Source organism: Bradyrhizobium sp. CCBAU 51753 (genome assembly GCF_015291565.1).
Classification (GTDB): domain Bacteria; phylum Pseudomonadota; class Alphaproteobacteria; order Rhizobiales; family Xanthobacteraceae; genus Bradyrhizobium; species Bradyrhizobium ivorense.
Genome location: NZ_CP030037.1, coordinates 6,134,886 through 6,157,118, shown reverse-complemented (window position 1 = coordinate 6,157,118; position 22,233 = coordinate 6,134,886). Strand labels below are relative to the sequence as shown.

At 66.0% G+C, this 22,233-nt stretch carries 27 protein-coding genes; 17 read left to right on the top strand and 10 right to left on the bottom strand.

The window, feature by feature from the left end:
• Positions 1 to 9: 9 nt before the first annotated feature.
• Positions 10 to 843: a glyoxalase superfamily protein gene (locus XH93_RS28290; RefSeq protein ID WP_194470001.1), complete on the bottom strand. Its 834-nt coding sequence runs from the start codon at positions 841 to 843 to the stop codon at positions 10 to 12.
• A gap of 271 nt (positions 844 to 1,114) precedes the next feature.
• On the opposite strand from XH93_RS28290, the gene XH93_RS28285 reads away from it, so the two are divergent.
• The 5 genes from XH93_RS28285 to XH93_RS28265 all read left to right on the top strand — a co-directional run bounded on the left by XH93_RS28285 (position 1,115) and on the right by XH93_RS28265 (position 4,838).
• On the top strand, positions 1,115 to 1,351 hold the full coding sequence (locus XH93_RS28285) for a hypothetical protein (RefSeq protein ID WP_194470000.1): 237 nt from the start codon (positions 1,115 to 1,117) through the stop codon (positions 1,349 to 1,351).
• A gap of 25 nt (positions 1,352 to 1,376) precedes the next feature.
• Entirely contained in the window at positions 1,377 to 2,318 is a 942-nt protein-coding gene (locus tag XH93_RS28280; protein ID WP_194469999.1) for a LysR family transcriptional regulator, read from the top strand.
• A 171-nt stretch (positions 2,319 to 2,489) separates the two neighbouring features.
• Positions 2,490 to 3,200 carry an SDR family NAD(P)-dependent oxidoreductase gene (locus tag XH93_RS28275; protein ID WP_194469998.1) on the top strand — a complete coding sequence of 237 codons (711 nt, stop codon included), beginning with the start codon at positions 2,490 to 2,492 and terminating at the stop codon, positions 3,198 to 3,200.
• A gap of 21 nt (positions 3,201 to 3,221) precedes the next feature.
• Positions 3,222 to 3,479 (top strand): 4-oxalocrotonate tautomerase family protein, encoded by a 258-nt coding sequence (locus XH93_RS28270; RefSeq protein ID WP_194469997.1) that lies wholly within the window; start codon positions 3,222 to 3,224, stop codon positions 3,477 to 3,479.
• Between the two features lie 126 nt (positions 3,480 to 3,605).
• Positions 3,606 to 4,838, top strand: coding sequence for a YbfB/YjiJ family MFS transporter (locus XH93_RS28265; protein WP_246799316.1), 1,233 nt, complete (start codon positions 3,606 to 3,608; stop codon positions 4,836 to 4,838).
• On the opposite strand, the gene XH93_RS28260 is transcribed toward XH93_RS28265, so the two are convergent.
• The 6 genes from XH93_RS28260 to XH93_RS28235 form a co-directional block, all read right to left on the bottom strand.
• The gene (locus XH93_RS28260; RefSeq protein WP_194469996.1) at positions 4,835 to 5,986 is read right to left on the bottom strand and encodes an aminotransferase class V-fold PLP-dependent enzyme; all 1,152 of its coding nucleotides are present in this window, start codon (positions 5,984 to 5,986) and stop codon (positions 4,835 to 4,837) included. The two genes, XH93_RS28265 and XH93_RS28260, sit on opposite strands and share 4 nt — an antisense overlap.
• A 51-nt stretch (positions 5,987 to 6,037) precedes the next feature.
• Positions 6,038 to 6,925, bottom strand: a complete 888-nt coding sequence (locus tag XH93_RS28255; RefSeq protein WP_194469995.1) for a hypothetical protein — start codon at positions 6,923 to 6,925, stop codon at positions 6,038 to 6,040.
• Positions 6,926 to 7,060: 135 nt separating this feature from the next.
• Complete coding sequence (locus XH93_RS28250; protein ID WP_194469994.1) at positions 7,061 to 7,714, bottom strand: hypothetical protein; 654 nt, start codon at positions 7,712 to 7,714, stop codon at positions 7,061 to 7,063.
• On the bottom strand, positions 7,711 to 8,124 hold the full coding sequence (locus XH93_RS28245) for a RusA family crossover junction endodeoxyribonuclease (RefSeq protein ID WP_139484936.1): 414 nt from the start codon (positions 8,122 to 8,124) through the stop codon (positions 7,711 to 7,713). The genes XH93_RS28250 and XH93_RS28245 overlap by 4 nt, the downstream gene beginning before the upstream one ends.
• Positions 8,125 to 8,239: 115 nt before the next feature.
• Entirely contained in the window at positions 8,240 to 8,992 is a 753-nt protein-coding gene (gene fliP, locus XH93_RS28240) for a flagellar type III secretion system pore protein FliP (protein ID WP_139863375.1), read from the bottom strand.
• Positions 8,989 to 9,972: a flagellar biosynthetic protein FliO gene (locus tag XH93_RS28235; protein ID WP_194469993.1), complete on the bottom strand. Its 984-nt coding sequence runs from the start codon at positions 9,970 to 9,972 to the stop codon at positions 8,989 to 8,991. Before XH93_RS28235 ends, fliP begins: the two co-directional genes overlap by 4 nt.
• 378 nt (positions 9,973 to 10,350) lie before the next feature.
• Here XH93_RS28235 and flgB point away from each other — a divergent pair, with 378 nt between their 5' ends.
• The 9 genes from flgB to XH93_RS28190 all read left to right on the top strand — a co-directional run bounded on the left by flgB (position 10,351) and on the right by XH93_RS28190 (position 18,761).
• Positions 10,351 to 10,761, top strand: coding sequence for a flagellar basal body rod protein FlgB (gene flgB, locus XH93_RS28230; protein WP_194469992.1), 411 nt, complete (start codon positions 10,351 to 10,353; stop codon positions 10,759 to 10,761).
• A 20-nt stretch (positions 10,762 to 10,781) separates the two neighbouring features.
• The gene (gene flgC / locus XH93_RS28225) at positions 10,782 to 11,207 is read left to right on the top strand and encodes a flagellar basal body rod protein FlgC (protein WP_139484867.1); all 426 of its coding nucleotides are present in this window, start codon (positions 10,782 to 10,784) and stop codon (positions 11,205 to 11,207) included.
• 30 nt (positions 11,208 to 11,237) lie between these two features.
• On the top strand, positions 11,238 to 11,549 hold the full coding sequence (gene fliE, locus XH93_RS28220) for a flagellar hook-basal body complex protein FliE (RefSeq protein ID WP_139484866.1): 312 nt from the start codon (positions 11,238 to 11,240) through the stop codon (positions 11,547 to 11,549).
• A 134-nt stretch (positions 11,550 to 11,683) separates the two neighbouring features.
• On the top strand, positions 11,684 to 11,947 hold the full coding sequence (fliQ, locus tag XH93_RS28215; RefSeq protein WP_139484865.1) for a flagellar biosynthesis protein FliQ: 264 nt from the start codon (positions 11,684 to 11,686) through the stop codon (positions 11,945 to 11,947).
• 18 nt (positions 11,948 to 11,965) lie between these two features.
• A complete protein-coding gene (gene fliR / locus XH93_RS28210; protein WP_139484864.1) occupies positions 11,966 to 12,736 on the top strand; it encodes a flagellar biosynthetic protein FliR in 771 nt (256 codons plus the stop codon).
• A 9-nt stretch (positions 12,737 to 12,745) separates the two neighbouring features.
• Positions 12,746 to 13,819 (top strand): flagellar biosynthesis protein FlhB, encoded by a 1,074-nt coding sequence (gene flhB, locus XH93_RS28205; protein ID WP_194469991.1) that lies wholly within the window; start codon positions 12,746 to 12,748, stop codon positions 13,817 to 13,819.
• Positions 13,820 to 13,956: 137 nt separating this feature from the next.
• Positions 13,957 to 16,545, top strand: a complete 2,589-nt coding sequence (gene cckA / locus XH93_RS28200; protein ID WP_194475358.1) for a cell cycle histidine kinase CckA — start codon at positions 13,957 to 13,959, stop codon at positions 16,543 to 16,545.
• Between the two features lie 391 nt (positions 16,546 to 16,936).
• Positions 16,937 to 17,923, top strand: a complete 987-nt coding sequence (locus XH93_RS28195; protein ID WP_194469990.1) for a Tim44-like domain-containing protein — start codon at positions 16,937 to 16,939, stop codon at positions 17,921 to 17,923.
• Positions 17,924 to 18,083: 160 nt separating this feature from the next.
• A complete protein-coding gene (locus XH93_RS28190; RefSeq protein WP_194469989.1) occupies positions 18,084 to 18,761 on the top strand; it encodes a lectin in 678 nt (225 codons plus the stop codon).
• 137 nt (positions 18,762 to 18,898) lie between these two features.
• Here XH93_RS28190 and XH93_RS28185 read toward each other — a convergent pair whose 3' ends face one another.
• On the bottom strand, positions 18,899 to 19,300 hold the full coding sequence (locus tag XH93_RS28185; RefSeq protein WP_139484860.1) for a DUF3606 domain-containing protein: 402 nt from the start codon (positions 19,298 to 19,300) through the stop codon (positions 18,899 to 18,901).
• A 155-nt stretch (positions 19,301 to 19,455) separates the two neighbouring features.
• On the opposite strand from XH93_RS28185, the gene XH93_RS28180 reads away from it, so the two are divergent.
• Complete coding sequence (locus XH93_RS28180; RefSeq protein WP_194469988.1) at positions 19,456 to 20,163, top strand: glutathione S-transferase; 708 nt, start codon at positions 19,456 to 19,458, stop codon at positions 20,161 to 20,163.
• A gap of 98 nt (positions 20,164 to 20,261) precedes the next feature.
• On the opposite strand, the gene XH93_RS28175 is transcribed toward XH93_RS28180, so the two are convergent.
• Together XH93_RS28175 and XH93_RS28170 are read right to left on the bottom strand one after the other, a co-directional pair.
• On the bottom strand, positions 20,262 to 20,621 hold the full coding sequence (locus tag XH93_RS28175; protein ID WP_139484858.1) for a GFA family protein: 360 nt from the start codon (positions 20,619 to 20,621) through the stop codon (positions 20,262 to 20,264).
• Between the two features lie 9 nt (positions 20,622 to 20,630).
• On the bottom strand, positions 20,631 to 21,305 hold the full coding sequence (locus tag XH93_RS28170) for an isoprenylcysteine carboxylmethyltransferase family protein (protein WP_194469987.1): 675 nt from the start codon (positions 21,303 to 21,305) through the stop codon (positions 20,631 to 20,633).
• A gap of 156 nt (positions 21,306 to 21,461) precedes the next feature.
• On the opposite strand from XH93_RS28170, the gene XH93_RS28165 reads away from it, so the two are divergent.
• Entirely contained in the window at positions 21,462 to 21,788 is a 327-nt protein-coding gene (locus XH93_RS28165) for a helix-turn-helix transcriptional regulator (protein ID WP_139484856.1), read from the top strand.
• Entirely contained in the window at positions 21,788 to 22,228 is a 441-nt protein-coding gene (locus XH93_RS28160; RefSeq protein ID WP_194469986.1) for an SRPBCC domain-containing protein, read from the top strand. The genes XH93_RS28165 and XH93_RS28160 overlap by 1 nt, the downstream gene beginning before the upstream one ends.
• The last annotated feature ends 5 nt before the right edge of the window (positions 22,229 to 22,233 follow it).

Genomic DNA, 22,233 nt, shown 5'->3' with positions numbered 1-22,233 from the left:
CGCGCCGCTTCACGGGCCGGGCGTCACCCATGCGGTCGAGATGATCCCGTTGGCATCGAGCGCAATGCGCCAATGCGACGCGCCGTTCTCATGCCCGATGCTGTAGACGTCCTCGCCCTGGGCGCCGACGCCCAGAAAGCGGATCGATCGGATCGCGCCGAGATCGGCGAGGCTGGGTTGCAGCTGCGGCAGCTGCTCTCGCGTCGCCGTGGCGAGCGCAGGGGTCATCTCGTCGTAATTGGGATGGCCTGATGCGACCGCCTCGACCAGGCGGCGCAATGCGTCTTCGGTGCCGGGAGCCGGCGACTGGTTCTTCACCCGCTCTGCGGTGCGATCCGCAATCTTCTTCGCGGTCGCGGCGTCGATGCGTGGCATCGGCCGGTCGCCATTCTGGTGCAGGATCAGCGACGTGACCTGCCCGTCGGGAGCGGTGACAAAGCTGATCTGCGCGTTGACCTCCCTGGCGAAGTACTTGGTCTTGCTCTCCGCAAAGAACGGCACGACGCGCTGACCGGTCAGCTGCACGGCGAGGTGGCGGTCGTCGCGTGTCACGGTGAGAACGGCCTGCTCGCTGAGCTGGTAGTAACCGGCATAGCGGTCGAGCGCCTCTGGATCGACTGCGATCTCCTGTCGCAGGGCGTCGGGCGGTGATTGTGGGGAGTCGGGCGCATCGGCAGGGCCGCCGGCGGACTGGATCCGCGCCGACAGCGTGTTCCAGTCACGCTGACCGAACAGCCTGGCGATCAGCTCCAGGCTGTCGCTGTGGGTGAGGGGGATCGATTTGGCACCGAGCGCTTCGCGCAGCGTCTGCGCCATGGCCTTGGCATCACGGAAATCGCGCATGGAATGGTCCTCTGCATCGACGAACGGAAAGCGTCAGGGGCTTGCGTTGCTGACCCGTTCGTGCGGGCAAAGGAAGCCTGGAAGGTGGCTTGATACGTTCACCGTTCCCGGGCGGGGTGCAAGCGGCAGGTGGTATCGACCCGGGCCGAATGTTCGCCTCCGACCTGCGATTTGTCAATCGCAACACGGCGTGATCGTGCGCGTCCCCTCGACAGACGGCCGCCGAACCGGCAACCTTGCGGCGATTGCCAGCCGGGAGGATGCCGTCACCATGTCGAGACCGATCAAGACCGAAGCCGAACTCATCGCGATGGCGCGGGCCGAGCTGAAGGCGCATTCCGACTGTCCCGACGGCATCAACATCTCGGTGCTGCGCGACGGCGACAGCTGGGAATTCCGCGCCAGCGCCGACGAGGCCACGATCGCAAAGCCCGGCTATCCCGAATGCGTCGCCATGCTGGTGCAGATCGGCGACCATCTCAACAAGCAGTATGACGTGAAGGGCTAGCGGCGGCCGCGCAGCGGGAGAGCGCATGGACCGCATCGACGCCATGAAGGTCTTCGTCGCGGCGGTCGACGAGGGCAGCCTTGCCGGGGCGGGCCGGCGGTTGCGGCGCTCGCCGGCGGCGGTCAGCCGCGCAATTGCGTTCCTCGAGCATCACGTCGGGGCCGAGCTGCTGCATCGGACCACGCGGTCGCTGAAGCTGAGCGAGACCGGACAGCGTTACGCGGCGGCGTGCCGGCGCATCCTCACCGAGCTCGAGGAGGCCGACATCCTCGCCGGCGGCGAGCGCACCGCGCCGCGCGGCACGCTGACCATCACCGCGCCGGTGGTGGTGGGCGAAGACGTGTTGCGGACGGTGCTCGACGCCTTCATGAGCGAATATCCGGCGGTGACGGTGCGGCTGGTGATGCTCGACCGCGCCGTCAATCTGATCGACGAGGGCATCGACGTCGCGTTGCGCATCGCCCATCTCGCCGATTCCAACTTCGTGGCGATCAAGCTCGGCGAGGTGCGCCGCGTCGTCGCGGCATCACCCGGCTATCTCGCGAAACATCCCGCCATCAACGAGCCGGCCGATCTCGTCAAACACCAGATCATCGCGATGACGCATTTCGGGATCGACTCCTGGAGCTTTCCGCCGGCGGCGAAGTCGAAGGTTGCGCGCGCCATCCAGTTCGCGCCGCGGCTCGTCGTCAACACGGTGCGCGCGGCGGTCGCCTCCGCGGCGGAAGGGCACGGCGTCACGCGGCTGTTCTCGTATCACATCGCCGAGGAGATCCGCGAGGGGCGGCTGCGGATCCTGCTCGGCAAGGACGAGCATCCGCCGCTGCCGGTGCATCTCTTGGCGCCCCAGGGTCGCTTCGACGTGCCGAAGGTGCGCGCCTTCGTCGATTTCGCGACGCCGCGGCTGAAGCGCTATTTCGAGCAGCTGTCGCGCGAGGCCAATCGCGCGGCTGCCAAGGCGCGATAAGCATCGTCGCGCTTTGGCACTATTCGTGCCTTTTCCGGACCAATTTCATTCGTTCGCCGCGCGGAAGAGTGTCTGCCGAATAGCGGGCATTCGCACGAAACGCGGATGTATCTAGCTTGCTCTCCATCGAGGCGGTGCTGATGCCGCTTCAGCAACAGATGGAGAGAAATCATGGGTGCAGAGCAGAAAGTCGTCATCGTCACCGGCGCGTCGCAGGGGCTCGGCGAGGCCATCGTCAGGGGTTATCGCGATCGCAACTACCGCGTCGTGGCCAATTCCCGCAGCATCAAGCCGTCGACCGACAGCGATGTGCTCGCCATTGCCGGCGACATTTCTGATCCGGCGACCGCCGAGCGGATCGTGGCGCAGACGCTGGACCGCTTCGGCCGCATCGACACGCTGGTCAACAATGCCGGCATATTCGTCGCCAAGCCGTTCACCGACTACACCGACGAGGACTATGCGAAGGTGCTGGCGACCAACCTCAACGGCTTCTTCTACATCACCCGCCGCGTGGCGAAGGAGATGGTGAAGCAGGGCTCCGGGCATATCGTGCAGATCACGACCAGCCTCGTGGACCACGCCAACAGCAACGTGCCCTCGGTGCTGGCGTCGCTGACCAAGGGCGGACTGAACGCGGCGACCAAGTCGCTGGCGATCGAATATGCCGCCAAGGGCATCCGCGTCAATGCGGTATCGCCCGGCGTGATCAAGACGCCGATGCACGCGCCGGCGACGCATGACTTCCTCGCCAAGCTGCATCCGGTCGGGCGGATGGGCGAGGCCAAGGACATCGTCGATGCCGTGCTGTTCCTGGAGAACGCGGGCTTCGTCACTGGCGAGATCCTGCATGTCGACGGCGGCCAGAGCGCCGGTCACTGAAAGCACGATCGGGAGAGTGTCATGCCAATCGTCACCATCCAGGTCACGCGTGAGGGGACGGCGCCGGGGGCGTCGTCCACCACACAGGAGCAGAAGGCCGCGCTGATCAAGGGCGCCAGCGAGTTGCTGCGCGACGTGCTCGGCAAGCCCTTGGAAGCGACCTTCGTCGTCATCGAGGAAGTCGATACCGACAATTGGGGCTGGGGCGGGCTGCCTGCGCTCGAGTATCGCAAAAAGCTCGCCGCCGCGCGTGCCGCGTCGCCGACGTCCGCCACCTGACGTCCCGCTGCAAATCAATCCGGGCACCTCTCCCGATCGGGAGAGGTGCTGAACGGCCATCGCTGCCAACGATCGCTGCAATCGCAACAAATCATTTTTCGCGAACTGCCGAAGGGCCTAACTGCCATGTCAATGTCCGCCAATGTCGATCATCACTACTCCGCGCGGCATCGCGAAGCGGGCAAGCCGCTGTGGCTCCTTGCGGCCGCCGGGCTGTGCGCCTCGCTGGTCGGGCTCGGGCTGGCGCGCTTCGCCTACACGCCGCTGATCCCGGCGCTGATTGCCGCAAAATGGTTTACGCCGGCGGAGGCGGTCTATCTCGGCGCCGCCAATCTGGCCGGCTATCTCGCCGGTGCGCTGATCGCCCGCGATCTCGGCGCGCGCATCGGCCAGGTCTGGGCGCTGCGCACCATGATGGCGCTCGCCGCCATCACCTGCTTCGCCTGTGCGGTGCCGATCTCCTTCATCTGGTTCTTCGGCTTCCGCGTCCTCGCCGGTGTCAGCGGCGGCGTGATTATGGTGCTGGCGGCAACCGCGATCCTGCCGCACACCGCACCACACAAGCGCGGCCTGGTCGGCGGCGTGATCTTCGCCGGCGTCGGGCTCGGCGTCGCGGCGTCAGGCACGCTGGTCCCGCTGTTGCTGCAACAGGGCGTCAAGCAGGCCTGGTACGGCCTCGGCGTGCTGTCGGCCGTGCTGACCGTGATCAGCTGGAAGGCGTGGCCTTCAGAGGCATCCGCAGTGCATGGCGGCGAGCAGCATCACGCCGCGGCGCATGGCGTGCGCGCGCCGCTGGTGCTCGCGCTGTGCCTGGAATACGGCCTCAACGCGCTGGCGCTGGTGCCGCATATGGTGTTTCTGGTCGACTTCGTCGCGCGCGGGCTTGGGCAGGGGATTGCTGCCGGGTCGCACTATTGGGTGCTCTATGGCCTCGGCGCCGTGGTCGGCCCGCTGTTGACCGGCCATCTCGCCGATCGCGCAGGGTTTGCCGCGGCGCTCCGCGTGGCCTTCCTGATCGAAGCGGTCGCGGTTGCAATCCCCGCCGTGACGACGTCGCCCGCCGCGCTGATCATCTCGAGCCTCATCGTCGGCGGCTTCACGCCCGGCATCGTGCCGCTGGTGATCGGCCGCATTCACGAGCTGATCCCGCATTCCGCGGCGAGCCAGCGGGCGGCGTGGGCGCAGGCCACCACGGCCTTCGCACTGTTCCAGGCTGCGGGCGCCTACGGGCTGTCCTATCTGTACGCGCATAACGGCGGCGACTACGCGCTGCTGTTCGTGATTGGCGCCGCCGCGGTGGTGATGGCGCTGGCGATCGAGCTCGTCGGAGTCGTCGCACTGGGGCGCGGGCGCGGCTAGCCGCGCAGCGCTTTCGCCAACACCGCGACAAAGCGATCGGTGTCGGCCTCGTCGTTGAAGACGTGCGGCGAGATCCGCATCCGGCCGAGCCGCAGCGCGACGTGGATATTCTCGGCGGCGAGGTGCGCGATCAAATCCTTCATGATGCCGCCCGCCATGCCGAGGCTGAGGATGTGCGGCGCGCGCAAATGGCGCGCCAGCACGTTGAGGCCGAGATCGCTGACGCCGTCGGCGATCCGCTGCGTCAGCATCGCAAGCCGCGCGCTGACCGCGGCGGCACCCCATTCCGCCATCATCTCCATGCCTATGGATGCCATCTCCAGCGAGATGAAGTGATCGCGCTCGCCCATGTCGTAGCGTCTGGCGTTGTCGACATAGCCGAGATCGCCGAAATAGACCGGGTTCTCGGAGTTGACGTTGCGGCGGCCGGCCGAGGTCTGCTCCAGCGGCACGCCGGTGTGGTGGCGTTTTGCCACGTAGAGGAAGGCGCGGCCGTAAGGGCCGATCAGCCATTTGTAGGTCGGGAACAGCACGGCATCGGGATCGAGCCGGTTCACATCCATCGCGATGACGCCCGCGCCTTGCGTCGCGTCGATCACGAACATCGCGCCATGCCGCCGCAGCGCCGCCTGCACCTTGTCGACGTCGATCATGCCGCCATCCGACCAGTGCACCGACGAGATCGAGGCGAGGCCGACGGGCGGCGCGCCCCGCCGCTCGATCGCCGCCAGCACCGCCGAGGTCCAGTCGCCATCCGCAGGCTGGCGCACGGTCTCGACGACAAAGCCCTGCGCCTCGGCGCGGCCGTGCCATTCCAGCACCGGCGAGGAGTGATCGTTCTCCAGCACGATCGCGCGCGTACCGCGGGGAATGGTCAGCACCTTCGCCATCGTCGCGACGCCGTAGCTGATCGCCGGGATCAGCGCGACGTCGTTAGCGTCGGCATTGATCAGTCGCGCCGCCGCGGTGCGGGCGCGCTCGTGCTGGCGGCCGGCAAAGCCCGCATCCAGCGTCCAGGGCTGCCCCTTGCGTCCGACCGCGGCGCGGCCGGCCTTGAGCGTTTGCCGCGGCAACGGGCTGTAGGACGCCGAGTTCAGGTAACAGACCTCGCGTGGGATCTCGAACAGGTCGCGCTGGGATGGAAGCATGTCGGCTCGTTGCTGGACGTTGCAGATGGTGGAGCAGGGATCGACCGACCGTCATCCGTCGTACTGATCCGGCCCCATCGCCCACTGCGCCTGGTCATAGCCATGGGCAAAGGTGCGGTTGGTCTGCGCCGGATTGCGGTTGATCAGCGGGCGCATGTACATCGGATGGGTAGCGCTGCGCACTTCGTGCTCGACGGTGAACAGGTGCCTGCCATCGGCGGGATCGACGATGTCGCAGAAGCGGTACTGGTACTGATTGTCCTCGCGCGAGATGAGCCCGCGCTCGCGCAGCCGATTGTACGGGCCGGAGAAATCCGTGATGTAGATCTGGACGTGATGCCCGTCGAACTCGCCCTGCACATGGTCGCTCTCGCGGAATTGCAGATATTGATCCTTGCCGACCTTGGCGCGCGCCACGACGCCGTCGCCATCGGCAAGGCTCGCCGGAATGCCCATGATCTGCGGATAGAACCGGCTGATCCCCTCCGCGGTGCCGCGCGGCACCTCGAACTCGACATAGGGTATCCCGAGCGCGATGCGGCCGAACCGGCCGGCGTCGGGCTCATAGCAGCGCAGCCGGTTGCCCCAGGGGCAGGTCGCCTCGACGTGGTCATTGTGGGCGCGGTAGGCGAAGGCGGTGCCTTCGAGCCTGGACGCGACCGCGGCGAGGCGCGCCAGCAGCGCCTCGCGTCCGGCGATTACGATGCCGGTGTGGCCGCGCAGCACCTGCGGCCGGCCGGTTGGCAGATGAAACTGGCTGCGCCCGGCGTTCACCCACATGTTGCTATCCGAGACCATCAGATAGGGATCGCGGGTCAGCCCGATGCCGGCAACATAGAACAGCGTGGCGAGGCGCTGGTCCGGCACCTGCACGTTGACATGCTCAAGATGGATAGCGTTGCCGAGATCTTCTGCGGCGCGGTCGAATGGCTGCTGCACGGGCGCGGCTCCATGGATGCGATGCCGCGCATGATAGTGCAACGCCATCGCCGATCCAGCGCAGAGGCCATGAGCGTTGCGCGGGGCTACCCCCCGTAGCTCTGCACCAGGCCGTGGATCTCTAGCTAACGGCGGTCATTGGACGGGAGGATTGGCACGCATTTGGTCCATGGCCGCCATCTTTCGAAGGATGCCTACCAGCCAAAGCAAGTCTTCGCTCTTGATCTCCGTACCAAGATCGCCATGGACGAGCTGATTGCGCTGGTCCGACAAAACCCTCATCCGATCGGCCTCAGCGGGGGTCAGCACGCCTTCTTGACCCAATACCTGCACCAAACGTGCTGGCGCTTGCGGCCGATCGAGTGTTTCCGCAAACGAAGCTCTTCCTTCTGCTTCGAACGTTGCCCACGCTAGCAGAAACGCCGCGCGCAAAGCGTTCAATTGCCCGAGTTGTTCGATCTCCTCAATCGCGCCGTCGATCGCCTGACGGGATTGCACGGGGACGGTCTTGCCTGACGATGTCGGTGCTACGAGTAGAACCTTGAGTTCCCACTCGCGTTGCTTGGCGAATCGCGCTGCGACCTCTTTCAGCTTCTCGCTTCCGGATGACCTCGCTACCTCCAGGACGATCTTCTTGCCGTTGCCCGTTGCAACGGCATCCGGAACGTAGTCGCCGAGAAATTCAGGAACGAGGGGCGCGCGAGGCTGCACGAATACGTCATACCCTTCCGACTCAAGCCGCGTGATCTCGCGTTGTAGCACCTGGTCTTCAATCGCGGTGTTGCTCATCGCAAATCCTCGAAGGGGTCGTTGGACACCCGCACATACAGCACTGGTTTCGTCCCAGTGATCGCGTCGACGACTGCTGTCGACGGGTTTGAAAAGCTGAAAACGTTGCCGGGCTCGAACTTTTGGACCACGACACGTTCAACCTGCCCGTCATCCAGGTAAATATGGGCGGTAAGGGCGTCCAAGACAAGCTTGACGATATTGTCAACGTCTCCCGCCATGGGCTCGTCCGGGAGGTAGTAGAGAGTAACGGCCATGCGTTGATCAGAGGCAAAATGCGGTTGAGGAATGACACTTCGGCTGGCGACCTTTACGCGGTCTTTCCAGGCGTCTCGCGCATCGGAGTTCTTGGCTTGAAATGAAACGGGCGTACCGTAGACGAGAAACTCTATTGGAAACGAGATTTCCATCGGCTGGGCCCGCACCTCACGCCATGCATGCTAATGAGACGCGCCTAGTTGTCAATTCGGGCGATGGTCTCTGGTGGTTGCATTTGCCCGTATGAGGGCAAGCTCCGCTGCGGGGCTACCCCCCGTAGCTCTGCACCAGGCTGCCGGCGACCAGCGACCAGCCGTCGACCAGCACGAAGAAGATCAGCTTGAACGGCAGCGAGACCACGACCGGCGGCAGCATCATCATGCCCATCGACATCAAGACCGAGGCCACCACGAGGTCGATGATCAGGAACGGCAGGAACAGCAGGAAGCCGATCTCGAAGGCGCGCTTCAATTCGGAGATCATGAAGGCGGGCACCAGGATGCGCAGCGACATCTCCTCCGGCGTCGCCGGCGGCGGCTCGCCGGAGAGGTCCATGAACAATTTTAGGTCCTTCTCGCGCACGTTCTTCTGCATGAAGCCGCGCAGCGGCACCGAGGCGCGCTGCAGCGCCTCCTCGACGCCGATCTGGTTGGCGACCAGCGGCTTGATGCCGTCGTCATAGGATTTTTGCAGCACCGGCCCCATCACGAACGCGGTGAGGAACATCGCGAGCGCAATCATCACCGAGTTCGGCGGCGCCGTGGCGGTGCCGAGCGCGGTACGAAGCAGCGACAGCACGACCACGATGCGCGTGAACGACGTCATCATGATCAGGATCGACGGCGCGAGCGACAGCACCGTGAGCAGCGCGATCAGCTGGATCGCGCGTTCGGTGACGCCGCCATTGCCGCCGCCGAGATTGATGGAGATGTCCTGCGCCATCGCCGGGTCGGCGAGGGACCCGGCGGCAATCAGGACAGCGATGAAACAAACTCTACGCGGGACCGACCCGAACCTCACGAAGGGGTCTTCGGCCGGCCGAGCAGCGAGGCCATCTCGTCCTCGAGATTCTCGAACCCGCTCTTCGGTGCGGCGGGGCCGGCGGGCGGCGGCTCGCTGCGCGGCGGACGCACCGGCGGCGCATCGGGCGCAACCGGCGGCGCGACGGTCTCGCCACCACCGGACGGGCGGCGCAGCGCCGCCTCAAGCCGCTGCGCCATCTCGGCGAGATTGGCGTCGGCGCTCGATTGCGGCGGCGGTGCGGGTGGCGCCGGTGGTGTCGGGGCCGGCGTTGCGGCCTGCGGCGGCGGAGGAGGGGGCGGCGGCGGCGGTGCAACGGCACGCTCGGTCGGGCGCAGCGGCGGCGGCATTTTGGGCGGCTCGGCGGCGCGCGGCGCACGCGGGATCGGCGGTTCGGCGCGCGGCAGCCGCGGCGGCATCGGATCCGGCCGCGGCTCGGTGCGTTCAGCACGCTCCGGCCGCGCGGTCACCGGCTCGGGCGAGAAGCCGGCGAGCGGATCGCCGCGGCGCTCGGCGGCGGGCGCCGGCCGGCGCATCTCCTCGAAGACGGGCCGCGACGGCCGCGGGGGAGGCGGCGGCAGCTCAGGCTCCGAAGGCTCGAACATGTCGGGGCGGGCCGCTTCGCTGTCGCTCCAAGCCGCGTCCGGAAGCGGCGCGACGCGCGGCGGCGCCGCGTCGGGAGCGACCGCCGGGCGGCTCGACATCTGGTCGCGTCCGGGCATCGCGCGGACGATGTTGGGCTCGACGACGATGTCGGTCGGGCCGCCGATCATCAGGAGGTGCTCGATGTTGTCGCGGCGGACCAGCACCAGGCGGCGGCGGCCGTCGACGGCGGCGGCGTCGATCACCGCCAGCCGCGGCATCCGTCCGCGGTTGGTGCTGGCGCCGAGCCGGCTGCTGCCGAAGCGGCGCACGAGCCATGCGGCGAGGATGATCAGCGCCAGCACGGCGACGAACGCCAAGACGAATGTTAGTCCCATATTGGAGTCCCCGGCCATGTGGCCTTCCTCAGCTTCCGCCTTCAGTGAGCGCGGACTGACAGTGCGGGTTTGCGCAAAGCGAATCGCGCCCGAGATTCGCCTTATTTCTTAATTCGCAGGCGGCTCTGTCGCCGACCGTCCTATTTGTAAACCAAGAATCGCTTGTCCCAAAACGACTTCTCAGCGCCCCACGCTGTTCTTGGCCGGGGCTGGTTAACGCAGCTTTCGTGGCGAAAATGCGCTCACAAGCCGCACTCCGGAGGTTCTCCACGGATCAGTCCGGCATTTTAACCAGCCGTTAACCATACACCGGGCAAATTCTGCCTACCTCGGGGCGTCCCACGGGTCGTCCGAGAGGTTAACGGAGTCGCGGCCACCATGTCCATGAACGATCTCCCGATCCTGTCGGCGCTGCGCACCAAGATGCAGTGGCACCAGGAGCGCCAGCGCGTGCTCGCCGAGAATATTTCCAATTCCGACACGCCGAACTTCCGGCCGCGCGAACTGGTGGAGCCGAAATTCGACAAGGCCGGCGCCACGGTCGGCGGCGGCTTCGGAACGCTACCGATGATGCAGACCAGCGCCACCCACATGGCGGCGGCGGGGGCGCCGGACACCTTCGATAATGACCGCGGCAGGGGCGCCTTCCACACCCGGCCGGCCGGCAACGCGGTCAATCTCGAAGAGCAGATGATGAAGGTCTCCGCCAATCAGATGGACTACGCGGCGGTGACGTCGCTCTACACCCGCAGCCTCGGGATGCTCAAGACCGCGATCGGCAAGCGCTGAAGCGCTGGAAGGACCAGACCATGGCAGACGGACCAGGTGATTTCGCCCGCTCGATGATGATCGCGACTTCAGGCCTGCGCGCGCAGGCGGGGCGGATGCGGGTGATCTCGGAAAACATCGCCAACGCCGATTCGACCGCGCAGAGCGCCGGCGGCGATCCTTACCGCCGCAAGGTGCCGACGTTCTCGTCGACGCTCGACCGCACGCTCGACGCCCAGGTGGTGACGCTCGGCAAGGTACGGCCGGACCGGTCCGACTTTCGCGTCAAGTTCGAGCCGGGCAACCCGGCGGCGGACGCCTCGGGCAACGTCAAATACCCCAACGTCAATTCGCTGGTCGAAATGACCGACATGCGGGACGCCCAGCGCTCCTATGAAGCCAATCTCAACATCATCAGCGCGACGCGGCGGATGATCCAGCGCACGCTCGACATCCTCAAGTCGTGACACAACAAAGAAAAGCAGGGATCGTAAATCATGGCTTCACCGACAGTCGCCGCCAACGCCTACGCCAGCCTCGCCAAGATGATGGAGCGGGGCGGCGCCGAGAAGGCGGGCCAGGCCACCGCCGGCCCCTCGTTCAGCGCGCTGCTGAAGGATTCGGTCGGCAGCGTTTTGGAAGCCGGCCGGAAGTCCGACGCGCAGACCGTCGCGATGGCCTCCGGCAAGGCGAATGTGATGGACGTGGTGACGGCGGTCGCGGAGACCGACGTCGCGGTCTCGACGCTGGTCTCGGTCCGCGACCGCGTGATCCAGGCCTATGAAGACATCATGAAGATGCCGATCTGACGTCGCTAGCGACGTCATCCCGGCGCGCGAAGCGAACTATGGCGCGCAATTGCGCGCCTGAGAATCTCGAGGTTCCGGGTTCGATGCGTCGCATCGCCCCGGAACGACAGTGCAAGACAACCGCGAGAACAACAATGACCGGTCCTGAAACCCTCGACGTGGCGCGTGATGCGATCTGGACCATCGTGGTGGTGTCGTCGCCGCTGATGGTGGTCGGCCTCGTGGTCGGCGTGGTGGTGTCGCTGTTCCAGGCGCTGACCCAGATCCAGGAGCAGACCCTGATCTTCGTGCCGAAGATTCTGGCGATCTTCGTCACATTATTGCTGGCGCTGCCGTTCATGGCGGACTCCCTGCACAGCCACATGATGCGGATTTCATCGCGAATCATCGGCGGTTGATGCACTAATGCTCCGGTCATGCGCATCGACGTCTCCGTGCTGCCGGCGCTGGCCGCCATCTTCGTGCTGGTCTTCGCGCGCGTGGGCGCGATGGTGATGCTGCTGCCCGGCTTTGGCGAGACCAACATCCCGGCGCGGGTGAAACTGTCGATCGCGCTGCTCTTGACGCTGATCATCCTGCCGCTGCACCGCAACGCCTATCATGTTGACGTCACCTCGATCTCCTCGCTCGGGGTGTTGATGGTGCACGAGCTGATCATCGGCGTCGTGCTCGGCGCCACCGCGCGCGTGACGCTGTCAGCGCTCAACGTGGCGGGCTCGGTGATCGCCCAGCAGCTCGGCCTCGGCTTCGTCACCGCGGTCGATCCGACCCAGGGCCAGCAGGGCCAGATCATCGGCAACTTCCTCACCATCCTCGGCCTGACGCTGCTGTTTGCCACCGACAGCCATCATCTCGTCATCGCCGCGCTGAGCGAGAGCTACCGGATCTTCTCGCCGGGCGAGGTGATGCCGACCGGCGACGTCGCCAAGCTTGCGACCACGGCGTTTGCTGCCGCCTTCAAGATCGGCCTGCAGCTCTCGGCGCCGTTTCTGGTGTTCGGCCTCGTCTTCAACATCGGGCTCGGTGTGCTGGCGCGGCTGATGCCGCAGATGCAGGTCTATTTCGTCGGCGTGCCGCTCTCGATCATGATCGGCTTTGTGATCTTCGGCGTCGTGCTCGCGGCGATGATGGGCACCTATCTCGACTACTTCCTCGGCGTCATGCGCCAGCTTGCTCCCATGAACTAAGGAGCAATCATGGCCGACGATAGCGAAGACAAAACAGAAGACCCTACGCAAAAACGTCTCGACGACGCGCTCGAGAAAGGCGACGTCGTCAAGAGCCAGGAGGTCAACACCTGGTTCATCATCGCCGGCGCCACCTTGGTGCTGTCGACGTTTTCCGGCTCGGTCGGCGGCGGCATCATGATGCCCTTGCGCAATCTGATCGCCAATTCCTGGATGATCCGCACCGACGGCGCCGGGCTCATGCATCTGACTCAGTCGCTCGGCTATGTCGTGATCGCTGCGGTCGGCGTGCCCTTCCTGATGCTGGCGCTGTCCGCGATCGCGGGCAACATGGTGCAGCACCGCCTGGTGTGGTCGGGCGAGCAGCTCAAGCCGAAACTCTCCAAGATCTCGCCGGGCGCCGGCTTCAAGCGGCTGTTCGGCAAGCAGGCACTGGCGAACTTCCTCAAGGGCCTGTTCAAGCTGATCGGGCTCGGGGCCGTGATGGTCATGGTGCTGTGGCCGGACCGGATGCGCATGGAATCCTTCATGCGCGTCGATCCGGCCGAGCTGCTGCCGGCGATCACCGGCATGACCGTGCATCTTTTGGCCGCGGTGGTCGCGATCCTCGCGGCGGTGGCGATCGGCGACTACTTCTTCCAGTACCGGACCTGGTTCGAGCGGCAGAAGATGTCGCTGCAGGAGATGAAGGAGGAGTTCAAGCAGTCGGAAGGCGACCCGCACGTCAAGGGCCGGATCAGGCAGTTGCGGGTGCAGCGCGCCAAGAAGCGCATGATGGCCCAGGTTCCCAAGGCATCGGTCATCATCACCAACCCGACCCACTTCTCGGTGGCGCTGGCCTACGACCGCAGCATGACGGCGCCGGTCTGCGTCGCCAAAGGCGCCGACGTCCTCGCCTTCAAGATCAGGGAGATCGCCAAGGAGCACGACATCCCGATCGTGGAAAACGTGCCGCTGGCCCGGGCGCTCTATGCCACCGTCGAGGTCGACCAGGAGATCCCGGTCGAGCACTATCACGCGGTTGCCGAAATCATCGGCTACGTGATGCGGCTGAAACGCGGCCTGTCCGGGCTGCGCGGGTGAGGGATATCCGCTTGAAATACGCGTAACCTGCGAAATAGCCGCCTGATGGACTTGCGTTTTCGGGTCCGATTCAGGCACTCAGGAGTGGGCGGCCGGACGGCCCGCCCAAGCGATGCCGACGAGCCATGTCCCTTCAGATGACCGCCGATAGCAACGATCAATCCGCGACTGAGCCGTTCGTGGCTCACGGACCGGCGCGGCGCGGCGGCAGCATCCTCCTGGTGCTGCTGATCGCGGCCGGCATCGTCGCGGTGGCGGTCTGGCTGATGACCATCGGCCGCACTCAGGCGCAGCCCTATATCCTCGGCGTGCTGGCGCTGCTCGCCACCGTCGGGCTGTTCAACCTGTTCGCCTTTGCCGCCGGCATCATCCGCTTCTCCGACCGCGCCACCGACGACCCCGTGATGGGGCGGATCGCCGACCACGCCCAGGAGGGGCTGGTCGTCACCGACGCCCGCGGCCACGTGGTCTATTCCAACGCCGCCTATCTGGCGCTGACCGGCGCCGCCTCGGCCCAGGAGGTCCGCCCGGTCGAGCGGGTCTTCATCGGCAACCCCGACGTCTCCGAGGCCGTGTTCCGCCTGCTCAAGGCGGCGCGCGAGGGCAAGCGGCAGCTGGAGGAGGTCCGCATCGCCGGCCATGACGGCGGCCAGGGCGGCCAAGGGGGACAAGCCCGCTGGCTGCGGCTGCGGGTGCGCCCGCTCGGCCAGGGCAAGCGCGACGCCAAATATGCGGTGTGGTCGATCGCCGACATCACCCGCGACCGCGAGCGCCAGGAGGATGTGTTCCAGGAGCTGCGGCACGCGATCGAGTACCTCGACCACGCGCCGTGCGGCTTCTTCTCGGTCAACCCGGCCGGCGAGATCGCCTATGTCAATGCCACGCTGGCCAACTGGCTCGACTACGACCTCGCCGAGATCGGCTCGGGCGGGCTGAAGCTGTCCGACATTGTCTCTGGCGACGGCGCGGCGCTGCTCGCCGCGATCCAGCCGGTGCCGGGCGAGGTCAAGACCGAGGTGTTCGACATCGACCTGCGGATGCGCGGCGGCAAGACCGTGCCGGTGCGGCTCTATCACAAGCTCGCCTTCGGCGCCGACGGCGCGGCGGGTGCCTCGCGCACCCTGGTGATCAGCCGCGCCCGCGACGAGCATTCCGATCCGGAGCGCGCCGCCGAGGTGCGCTTCATGCGCTTCTTCGACCATACGCCGATGGCGATCGCCACCGTCGACCGCGGCGGCAACGTGGTCGGCGCCAATGCGCGCTACGCCAAGCTGGCGCAGAGCCTGAACGGCGAGGGCGGCGCCGCCAAGTCGATCTTCCGCGCCGTCAATCCGCGCGACCGCGGCCTCCTGATCGCGGCGATCAACCACGCCGCCGAGGGGCAGGGCGACATCCCGCCGGTCGAGGTGATGCTCGACGGGCCGAAGGAGCGCTTCGCCCAGTTCTTCGTCACGACGGTGGAGAAGGACGAGCGCGACGCCGAGACCGCGATCGTCTACATGCTCGAGACCACCGAGCGGCGCGCGCTGGAGAACCAGATCAACCAGTCGCAGAAGATGGAGATGGTCGGCCAGCTCGCCGGCGGCATCGCGCACGACTTCAACAACGTGCTGTCCGCCATCATGATGGCGAACGACTTCCTGCTGAACGCGCACAAGCCGACCGACCCGTCGTTCCAGGACATCATGCAGATCAAGCAGAACGCCACGCGCGCCGCGACGCTGGTGCGGCAGCTGCTGGCGTTCTCGCGCCGCCAGACGCTGCGGCCGCAGGTGCTCGATCTCGGCGATGCGCTGTCGGATCTCACCATGCTGCTGCGGCGGCTGATCGGCGAGAAGGTCAAGCTCGACCTCGTGCACGGCCGCGACCTGTGGCCGGTGAAGGTCGACGTCTCGCAGTTCGAGCAGGTGGTGGTCAACCTCGCAGTCAACGCGCGCGACGCGATGGCTGACGGCGGCAAGCTGATCATCCGCACCGGCAACGTCTCGACCGAGGAAGCCGCGCAGCTCGCCAACAAGGGCATGCCGGCGGCCGACTATGTCAAGATCGAGATTTCCGACACCGGCACCGGCATTCCCGCCGAGATCATCGACAAGATCTTCGAGCCGTTCTTCTCCACCAAGGAAGTCGGCAAGGGCACCGGCCTCGGCCTCTCCACGGTGTACGGCATCGTCAAGCAGACCGGCGGTTTCGTCTACGTCGATTCCGTGCCCGGCGAAGGCACCACGTTCCGCATCTATTTGCCGCGGCACCGGCCCGAGCAGGAGGACGCGCCGGAGGCCCATGCCGGCAACGGCGCGGCGAAGGAGGCCGGTGCAGCCGCCGACGCGGCCAAGCCGAAGCCCGATCTCACCGGGCAGGGCACCATACTGCTGGTCGAGGACGAGGACGGCCTGCGCGCGCTGAATGCACGCGGCCTGCGCTCGCGCGGCTACAGCGTGATCGAGGCCGCCAACGGCGTCGAGGCGCTGGAGGCGTTTGCCGAGAAAGACGGCGCCGTCGATCTCGTGGTGTCCGACGTCGTGATGCCGGAGATGGACGGGCCGACGCTGCTGAAGGAAATGCGCAGCCGCAGTCCCGAGCTGAAGATCATCTTCGTCTCCGGCTATGCCGAGGACGCCTTCGAGAAGAGCCTGCCGGAGAACCAGCAATTCGCGTTCCTGCCAAAACCGTTCACGCTGACGCAGCTGGTCGCCGCCGTGAAGGAGACCATGACGGCGAAGTAGCAGCGGTCGGTTGGGACACTTGCGGCTTCCGCAACTGACATGTCCACGTCGCGCACCGACAAAATGCCGAAAAACAACCCCATGCAAAGTAGCCGGCGGCCGGCGGTCGACCAAGCGCTGTCGACCAAGCGCTTGACACGTCGGGCAAGTCAGGGGTATTCTTCCAATATTCCGAAATTGCGCCCTGATAACGATATGCGATCGCCCTGCCACGGCGAGAGGTGAGCCACCGGCGCTGCCCGCACGCGATCCAGGCTCAATGCGTCGTAGGGCACGCCCTCCCGGCGACAAGGACCATAGTGTCACATCTCCGCGACCGAGGGCCGCAGCCGCGGTTCCGGTTTCCGGCTTCACTTTTAACCGTCCCTGCCCATCTTAGGGGCGTTTCCCCATGCCGGGGATTCCTGAGGAAACCAACATGAATTTCTCGCAACGCACGCGTGGAATTGTACGGGCGATCGCGGTCGCGATGGCGCTGGCGCTGCCCGTCGTGATGACCGTTTCGGAGGCCGACGCGCGCGTCGGCGGCGGAGGCTCGCGCGGCTCGCGCACCTTCTCCGCGCCGCCCTCGACCAACACGGCGCCTGGCACCGCCGCGCCGATGAACCGTACCTTCAGCCAGCCCGGCAACCCCGGCATGGGCGCGCCGGCCGCAGCGAATTCCGGTGGCTTGTTCGGCCGTGGCGGAATGGGCCGTGGCCTGCTCGGCGGCCTTGCCGCCGGCTTCCTCGGCGCCGGCCTGTTCGGCATGCTGTTCGGCGGCGGCCTGTTCTCCGGCCTCGGCGGCCTGTCGTCGATCCTCGGCCTGTTGCTGCAGATCGGCCTGATCGTGCTCGTGGTCCGGCTCGCGATGGTGTGGTGGCAACGCCGCAATGCGCCGGCCCCGGCCTACGCCAGCGGCCCCGACGTCGGCCCCGGCCCGCAGCCGAACTATCGCTCGGGCTTCGGCTTCGGCCTCGGCGGCTCGAATGCGCCGGTCGAGATCGCGCCGGCCGACTATGAGACGTTCGAGCGGCTGCTCGGCGAGGTGCAGACCGCGTGGTCGAACGAAGACATCGCGAAGCTGCACACGCTGGCGACGCCGGAGATGGTCTCGTACTTCTCGAAGGATCTCGAGGAGAACAAGGCGCGCAACGTCACCAACAAGGTGACCAATGTGAAGCTGCTGCAGGGCGACCTCGCGGAAGCCTGGCGCGAAGGCGACAGCGAATATGCGACGGTTGCGATGCGCTATGGCCTGGTCGACACCATGCTCGAGCGCGGCACCGGCCGCCTGGTCGGCGGCAGCGAGCAGCCGCAGGAGGTCACGGAGGTGTGGACCTTCGTGCGCCAGCGCGGCGGCAATTGGGAACTCTCGGCGATCCAGCAGACCAGCTGATCGACCGGCCAGCAATTGCCAGTCAAAACATGCAAGGCGCCGCGGGCTCACCCCGCGGCGCTTTCGTATTGAGCGCTTCATTTGTCTGTCGCCGTGCCGGAATATCCGGTGAAGCCGCGGGTTGATGTCAGCGAACTATAACAACCGTTGGGAGGAAGACATGACTATCAGTGCTCGACTTGCCGTTCCTGCCTGCCTTGCATTGGCCATGATGGCTGCGCCGCCGGCGCAAGCGCAGACCGCCGAGACCAGCTTCTTCGTCACCAGCAACGGCATCGGCAATGGCGGCAATCTCGGCGGGCTCGCCGGCGCCGACAATCATTGCCAGACGCTGGCGCAGGCCGCGGGCTTCGGCGCGCCGAAGACCTGGCGGGCCTATCTCTCGACCCAGGCGGCCGACGGCCAGCCCGCGGTGAACGCGCGCGACCGCATCGGCAAGGGACCGTGGAAGAACGTCAAGGGCACGGTGGTCGCCAAGGATGTCGCCGACCTGCACAGCGCCGGCAACAATCTCACCAAGCAGAACTCGCTGTCCGAGAAGGGCGATGTCATCAACGGGGCCGGCGACGCGCCGAACCGCCACGACGTGCTGACGGGGTCGCAGGCGGACGGTACCGCGTTTGCGGCCGGCGAGGATCGCACCTGCAAGAACTGGACAAGCAGCACGCAAGGCGCCGCCATGGTCGGGCACATCGATCGCAAAGGCCTGCGCGACGACGATGCCTCGAAATCGTGGAATTCCTCGCATCCCTCGCGCGGCCCCGACGGCGGCTGCTCGCAGGCCGACCTCAAGAGCACCGGCGGCGACGGCCTGCTGTACTGCTTTGCGGCGAATTGAGGGGCGGAAGCGCAGGCGCGTCCCAGCTCTCCGTCATTGCGAGGAGCGATAGCGACGAAGCAATCCATCCCTCCGCGTATGCGGGACCATGGATTGCTTCGCTTCGCTCGCAATGACGGGGAGAGAGCGGCGGCCGATTAAGCCGCCTTGCGCTTTGCCGCCGTTTTCTTGACCGCCTTCTGGGCGGCCTTCTTCTTCATGGTCTTTTTCGCCAAGTAGGCCCCGACCTTCTTCGAGGAATGGCCGACCTCGGCCACCGCGGCCTTGAGCCGGGCGGGGGTCACCTTGAACTTGTTCGACCAGTAGCGCACTTCGTAGGGCTGGCTGACAGCGATCCGCGCGCGGTCGGCGGCCTTATGTCGCTGCTCCCCAAAATAAGCTTCCACCTTCTTGGCGGAGTGGCCGACCTTCTTGACCGCGGCCTTCAGCTTGGCCGGCGTGACCTTGAACTTCTTGGACCAGTAGGCAACCTCGTAGGACTCGCTCAACGCAATCAGGGCGCGATCGGCAGCGCCCCGCTTCTTCTTGCTGTCCGCCATGCGATGATTCCTCAATCGAAGGATTCGACGTTGGAACCTTAGCAGTCCCAACGTGGTTCGGACAGACCGCACACGGTGGACGGCGTGGCCGCAGCATGGCTACGATCGAAAGCGAACGGCAGATGTGCGGCGAACCGCGCCGCGGAGGTGAATGCATGCAGTACCAGCTCTACTACTGGCCGATGATCCAGGGCCGCGGCGAATATGTCCGGCTCGCGCTCGAAGACGCCGGCGCGCGCTACGACGATGTCGCGCGCGGCAAGGCCGGCATGGGCGCGATGATGAGGATGATGGAGACGCACAAGGGCACGCCGCCGTTCGCGCCGCCGTTCCTTGCCGCCGGCAAGCTCATGATCGGACAGACCGCCAACATCCTGCTTTATCTCGGCACCCGCCACGGCCTCGCGCCGAAGGCGGAGGGCGGGCAGCTCTGGGTGCATCAGCTGCAGCTCACCATCGCCGATTTCGTGCTGGAGATTCACGACACCCATCACCCGCTCGGCCCGTCGCTGTATTACGAGGACCAGAAGGCGCCGGCGAAGAAGCGCACCGAGGAGTTCTGGAATTCGCGGGTGCCGAAATATCTCGGCTATTTCGAGGACCTGGTGCGGGCCGGCGGCGGCGCGTTCGTCACCGGTCGCCGCGTCACCTATGTCGACCTGTCGCTGTTCCAGATCGTCGAAGGCCTGCGCTATGCGTTTCCGAAGCGCATGGCGAGGTTCGAAAAGAATATCCCGCGTCTGATCGCGCTGCGCGACCGCGTCGCCGAGCGGCCGAACATCAAGGCGTACCTCGCCAGCGAGCGGCGGATTCCGTTCAACGAGGAGGGGATCTTCCGGCGCTACAAGGCGCTGGATTTGTAGACACCGTCGCGCGACGTTGTTGCTCTCGCCATGGCCGGGCTTGACGGAGTGATGTGGTGTGCGCCGCGCATCGCGCCCCGCGATCACGTGTGAAAACCCTACTGACTCCGCCCGTCCACCGGCGTCATCGCGATCTTCGACAGGTCGATGCCGTCGATGCAGCTGACGTTGAGCGCCACCACGTCGCTGCCGTCGGGCTTCGTGCCGAGCGCGAACACGTCGACGCCGCAATCGACGCAGAGCTGGTGGTGGATGGCGTGGCGGTTGAACAGATATTCCTTCAGGTTCTCGGCGCCGGCGCGCAGCTGGAAACTCGACGGCGGCAGGAACACGAAGTGCAGGCCCTTCTTGGTGCAGATCGAGCAGTTGCAGGCCGTCACCATCGCCAGGTCGGTGGTGCATTCGAAGCGAACCTGGCCGCAATGGCAGCCGCCGGTGTAGGTCTTGCTGTCAGGCATGATCGTCCCTCACCACAATCCGGGCACGAGGCGATAGCGCACCCGCGCCGCATAGTCGGCATAGCCTTTTAATCCGGCAAGCAGCGTGCGCTCCTCGATCGCCGTGCGGATCGCGAACAGCACGAAGAACAGCGGCGCAAAGAGCAGGCCCCACCACGAGCCGAGCAGCAGCGGCACGCCGATGAAGAACAGCATGATGCTCGCATACATCGGATGGCGGATCAGGGCGTAGGGCCCGGTAGAGATCACCCGATGATCGCGCTCGGCCTGCAGCTTCACGACTGGCGCGGCAAAGGAGTTGGTGCGGAACACCCACATGATCAGAGCCATCGAGAGCAGATACAGCGCGAGACCGGGCAGCATCACCGCGACGCCGGCATTGGCGCCGCCGGACCGGCGTTCGAGCCCCATCGCGATGAACCACAGCACGACAACGATGATGAGCGCCAGCATGAACACCTTGTCCGCGGCAGGCTGCGCCTCGCGTCCGGTCAGCCGCATGCGCTCGGCAAGCAGCGCGGGATCGATCCTGGCAAGCCACAGCCCGCAGGCCGGGCCGATCACCGCCGAAGCGATCAGATAGGTCCACGCGCCGGGCCAGTGCAGCGTGCCGGCGGTGGCGAACAGCAGCGCGCCCATGCCGATCACGAACAACGTGTTTTGCAGGAGGAGCTTGGCGATCATCGGCGGCTCCATGCGAACAAAGGCAGCATCGCATGTTTTCCGGCGAACGTACGGCGGCATCGATCAACTCCCCGAAAGCGCAAGGCGTTCCAGCGCTCGCCGGGTGTTGAACTCTCCGGCTTGACATTTATATAAGCAATTGCTTATATATTTTTCATGGCCTCGACCGTGCAACTCACCAGCGTCCTGAAAACCCTCGCGGACCCGACGCGGCGCGCGGTGTTCGAACGCATCGCGCGGGAAGGCGAGGTCGCCGCGACCTACCTGGTGCAGGGCTCGAAGGTGTCGCAGCCGGCGGTGTCGCAGCATCTGCGCGCGCTGCGCGATGCCGGGCTGGTCGCCGAGCGGCGCGAGGGCCGGCACATCCACTATCGCGTGGCGCCCAAGGGGCTCGGCCCGCTGCTCGACTGGCTCGGTCACTACCAGACCTTCTGGGCCGAGCGCTTCGAGAACCTGGAGAAATTGTTGAAGGAGAGTGAGTGATGGTTGAGACGCGCGCGATCACGGTCGAGAAGGTGCTGCCCTATCCCGCCGACAGGATCTGGCGAACGCTGACGACGAGCGAACTGCTGATGAAATGGCTGATGCCGAACGACTTTCAGCCGACGGTCGGCCACAAATTCATTTTCCGCACCAAGCCGATGGGCGATTGGGACGGCGTCGTGCATTGCGAGGTGCTGGACTGCGAGCCGCCGCGGCTGCTGCGCTATTCCTGGAAGGGCGGCGCCGACACCAATCCGGACTACGGCTCAAAGCTCGACTCGGTCGTCACCTGGAGGCTGACGCCGGTCGAGGGCGGCACCCATGTTCAGATGGTGCACGACGGCTTCGTCATGCCGGGCAATCAGTTCGCGTTCGACATGATGAGCCCGGGCTGGGGCAGGATCGTCGATGCGATCGGTCGGGTGACGGCGGAGGCGTGACGCCG

Bases quoted from the DNA above. Each gene is read 5' to 3' on its own strand.
- XH93_RS28275 (WP_194469998.1), top strand. From the start codon at position 2,490: ATGGGTGCAGAGCAGAAAGTCGTCATCGTCACCGGCGCGTCGCAGGGG.
- flhB (WP_194469991.1), top strand. From the start codon at position 12,746: ATGGCCGACGATAGCGAAGACAAAACAGAAGACCCTACGCAAAAACGT.
- XH93_RS28290 (WP_194470001.1), bottom strand. From the start codon at position 843: ATGCGCGATTTCCGTGATGCCAAGGCCATGGCGCAGACGCTGCGCGAA.
- XH93_RS28245 (WP_139484936.1), bottom strand. From the start codon at position 8,124: ATGGAAATCTCGTTTCCAATAGAGTTTCTCGTCTACGGTACGCCCGTT.
- XH93_RS28190 (WP_194469989.1), top strand. From the start codon at position 18,084: ATGACTATCAGTGCTCGACTTGCCGTTCCTGCCTGCCTTGCATTGGCC.
- XH93_RS28250 (WP_194469994.1), bottom strand. From the start codon at position 7,714: ATGAGCAACACCGCGATTGAAGACCAGGTGCTACAACGCGAGATCACG.
- flgB (WP_194469992.1), top strand. From the start codon at position 10,351: ATGTCCATGAACGATCTCCCGATCCTGTCGGCGCTGCGCACCAAGATG.
- XH93_RS28195 (WP_194469990.1), top strand. From the start codon at position 16,937: ATGCCGGGGATTCCTGAGGAAACCAACATGAATTTCTCGCAACGCACG.
- fliE (WP_139484866.1), top strand. From the start codon at position 11,238: ATGGCTTCACCGACAGTCGCCGCCAACGCCTACGCCAGCCTCGCCAAG.
- XH93_RS28165 (WP_139484856.1), top strand. From the start codon at position 21,462: ATGGCCTCGACCGTGCAACTCACCAGCGTCCTGAAAACCCTCGCGGAC.
- XH93_RS28280 (WP_194469999.1), top strand. From the start codon at position 1,377: ATGGACCGCATCGACGCCATGAAGGTCTTCGTCGCGGCGGTCGACGAG.
- XH93_RS28260 (WP_194469996.1), bottom strand. From the start codon at position 5,986: ATGCTTCCATCCCAGCGCGACCTGTTCGAGATCCCACGCGAGGTCTGT.
- fliQ (WP_139484865.1), top strand. From the start codon at position 11,684: ATGACCGGTCCTGAAACCCTCGACGTGGCGCGTGATGCGATCTGGACC.
- XH93_RS28185 (WP_139484860.1), bottom strand. From the start codon at position 19,300: ATGGCGGACAGCAAGAAGAAGCGGGGCGCTGCCGATCGCGCCCTGATT.
- XH93_RS28170 (WP_194469987.1), bottom strand. From the start codon at position 21,305: ATGATCGCCAAGCTCCTCCTGCAAAACACGTTGTTCGTGATCGGCATG.
- fliR (WP_139484864.1), top strand. From the start codon at position 11,966: ATGCGCATCGACGTCTCCGTGCTGCCGGCGCTGGCCGCCATCTTCGTG.
- XH93_RS28235 (WP_194469993.1), bottom strand. From the start codon at position 9,972: ATGGGACTAACATTCGTCTTGGCGTTCGTCGCCGTGCTGGCGCTGATC.
- XH93_RS28265 (WP_246799316.1), top strand. From the start codon at position 3,606: ATGTCAATGTCCGCCAATGTCGATCATCACTACTCCGCGCGGCATCGC.
- XH93_RS28175 (WP_139484858.1), bottom strand. From the start codon at position 20,621: ATGCCTGACAGCAAGACCTACACCGGCGGCTGCCATTGCGGCCAGGTT.
- XH93_RS28285 (WP_194470000.1), top strand. From the start codon at position 1,115: ATGTCGAGACCGATCAAGACCGAAGCCGAACTCATCGCGATGGCGCGG.
- XH93_RS28160 (WP_194469986.1), top strand. From the start codon at position 21,788: ATGGTTGAGACGCGCGCGATCACGGTCGAGAAGGTGCTGCCCTATCCC.
- flgC (WP_139484867.1), top strand. From the start codon at position 10,782: ATGGCAGACGGACCAGGTGATTTCGCCCGCTCGATGATGATCGCGACT.
- XH93_RS28180 (WP_194469988.1), top strand. From the start codon at position 19,456: ATGCAGTACCAGCTCTACTACTGGCCGATGATCCAGGGCCGCGGCGAA.
- XH93_RS28270 (WP_194469997.1), top strand. From the start codon at position 3,222: ATGCCAATCGTCACCATCCAGGTCACGCGTGAGGGGACGGCGCCGGGG.
- cckA (WP_194475358.1), top strand. From the start codon at position 13,957: ATGACCGCCGATAGCAACGATCAATCCGCGACTGAGCCGTTCGTGGCT.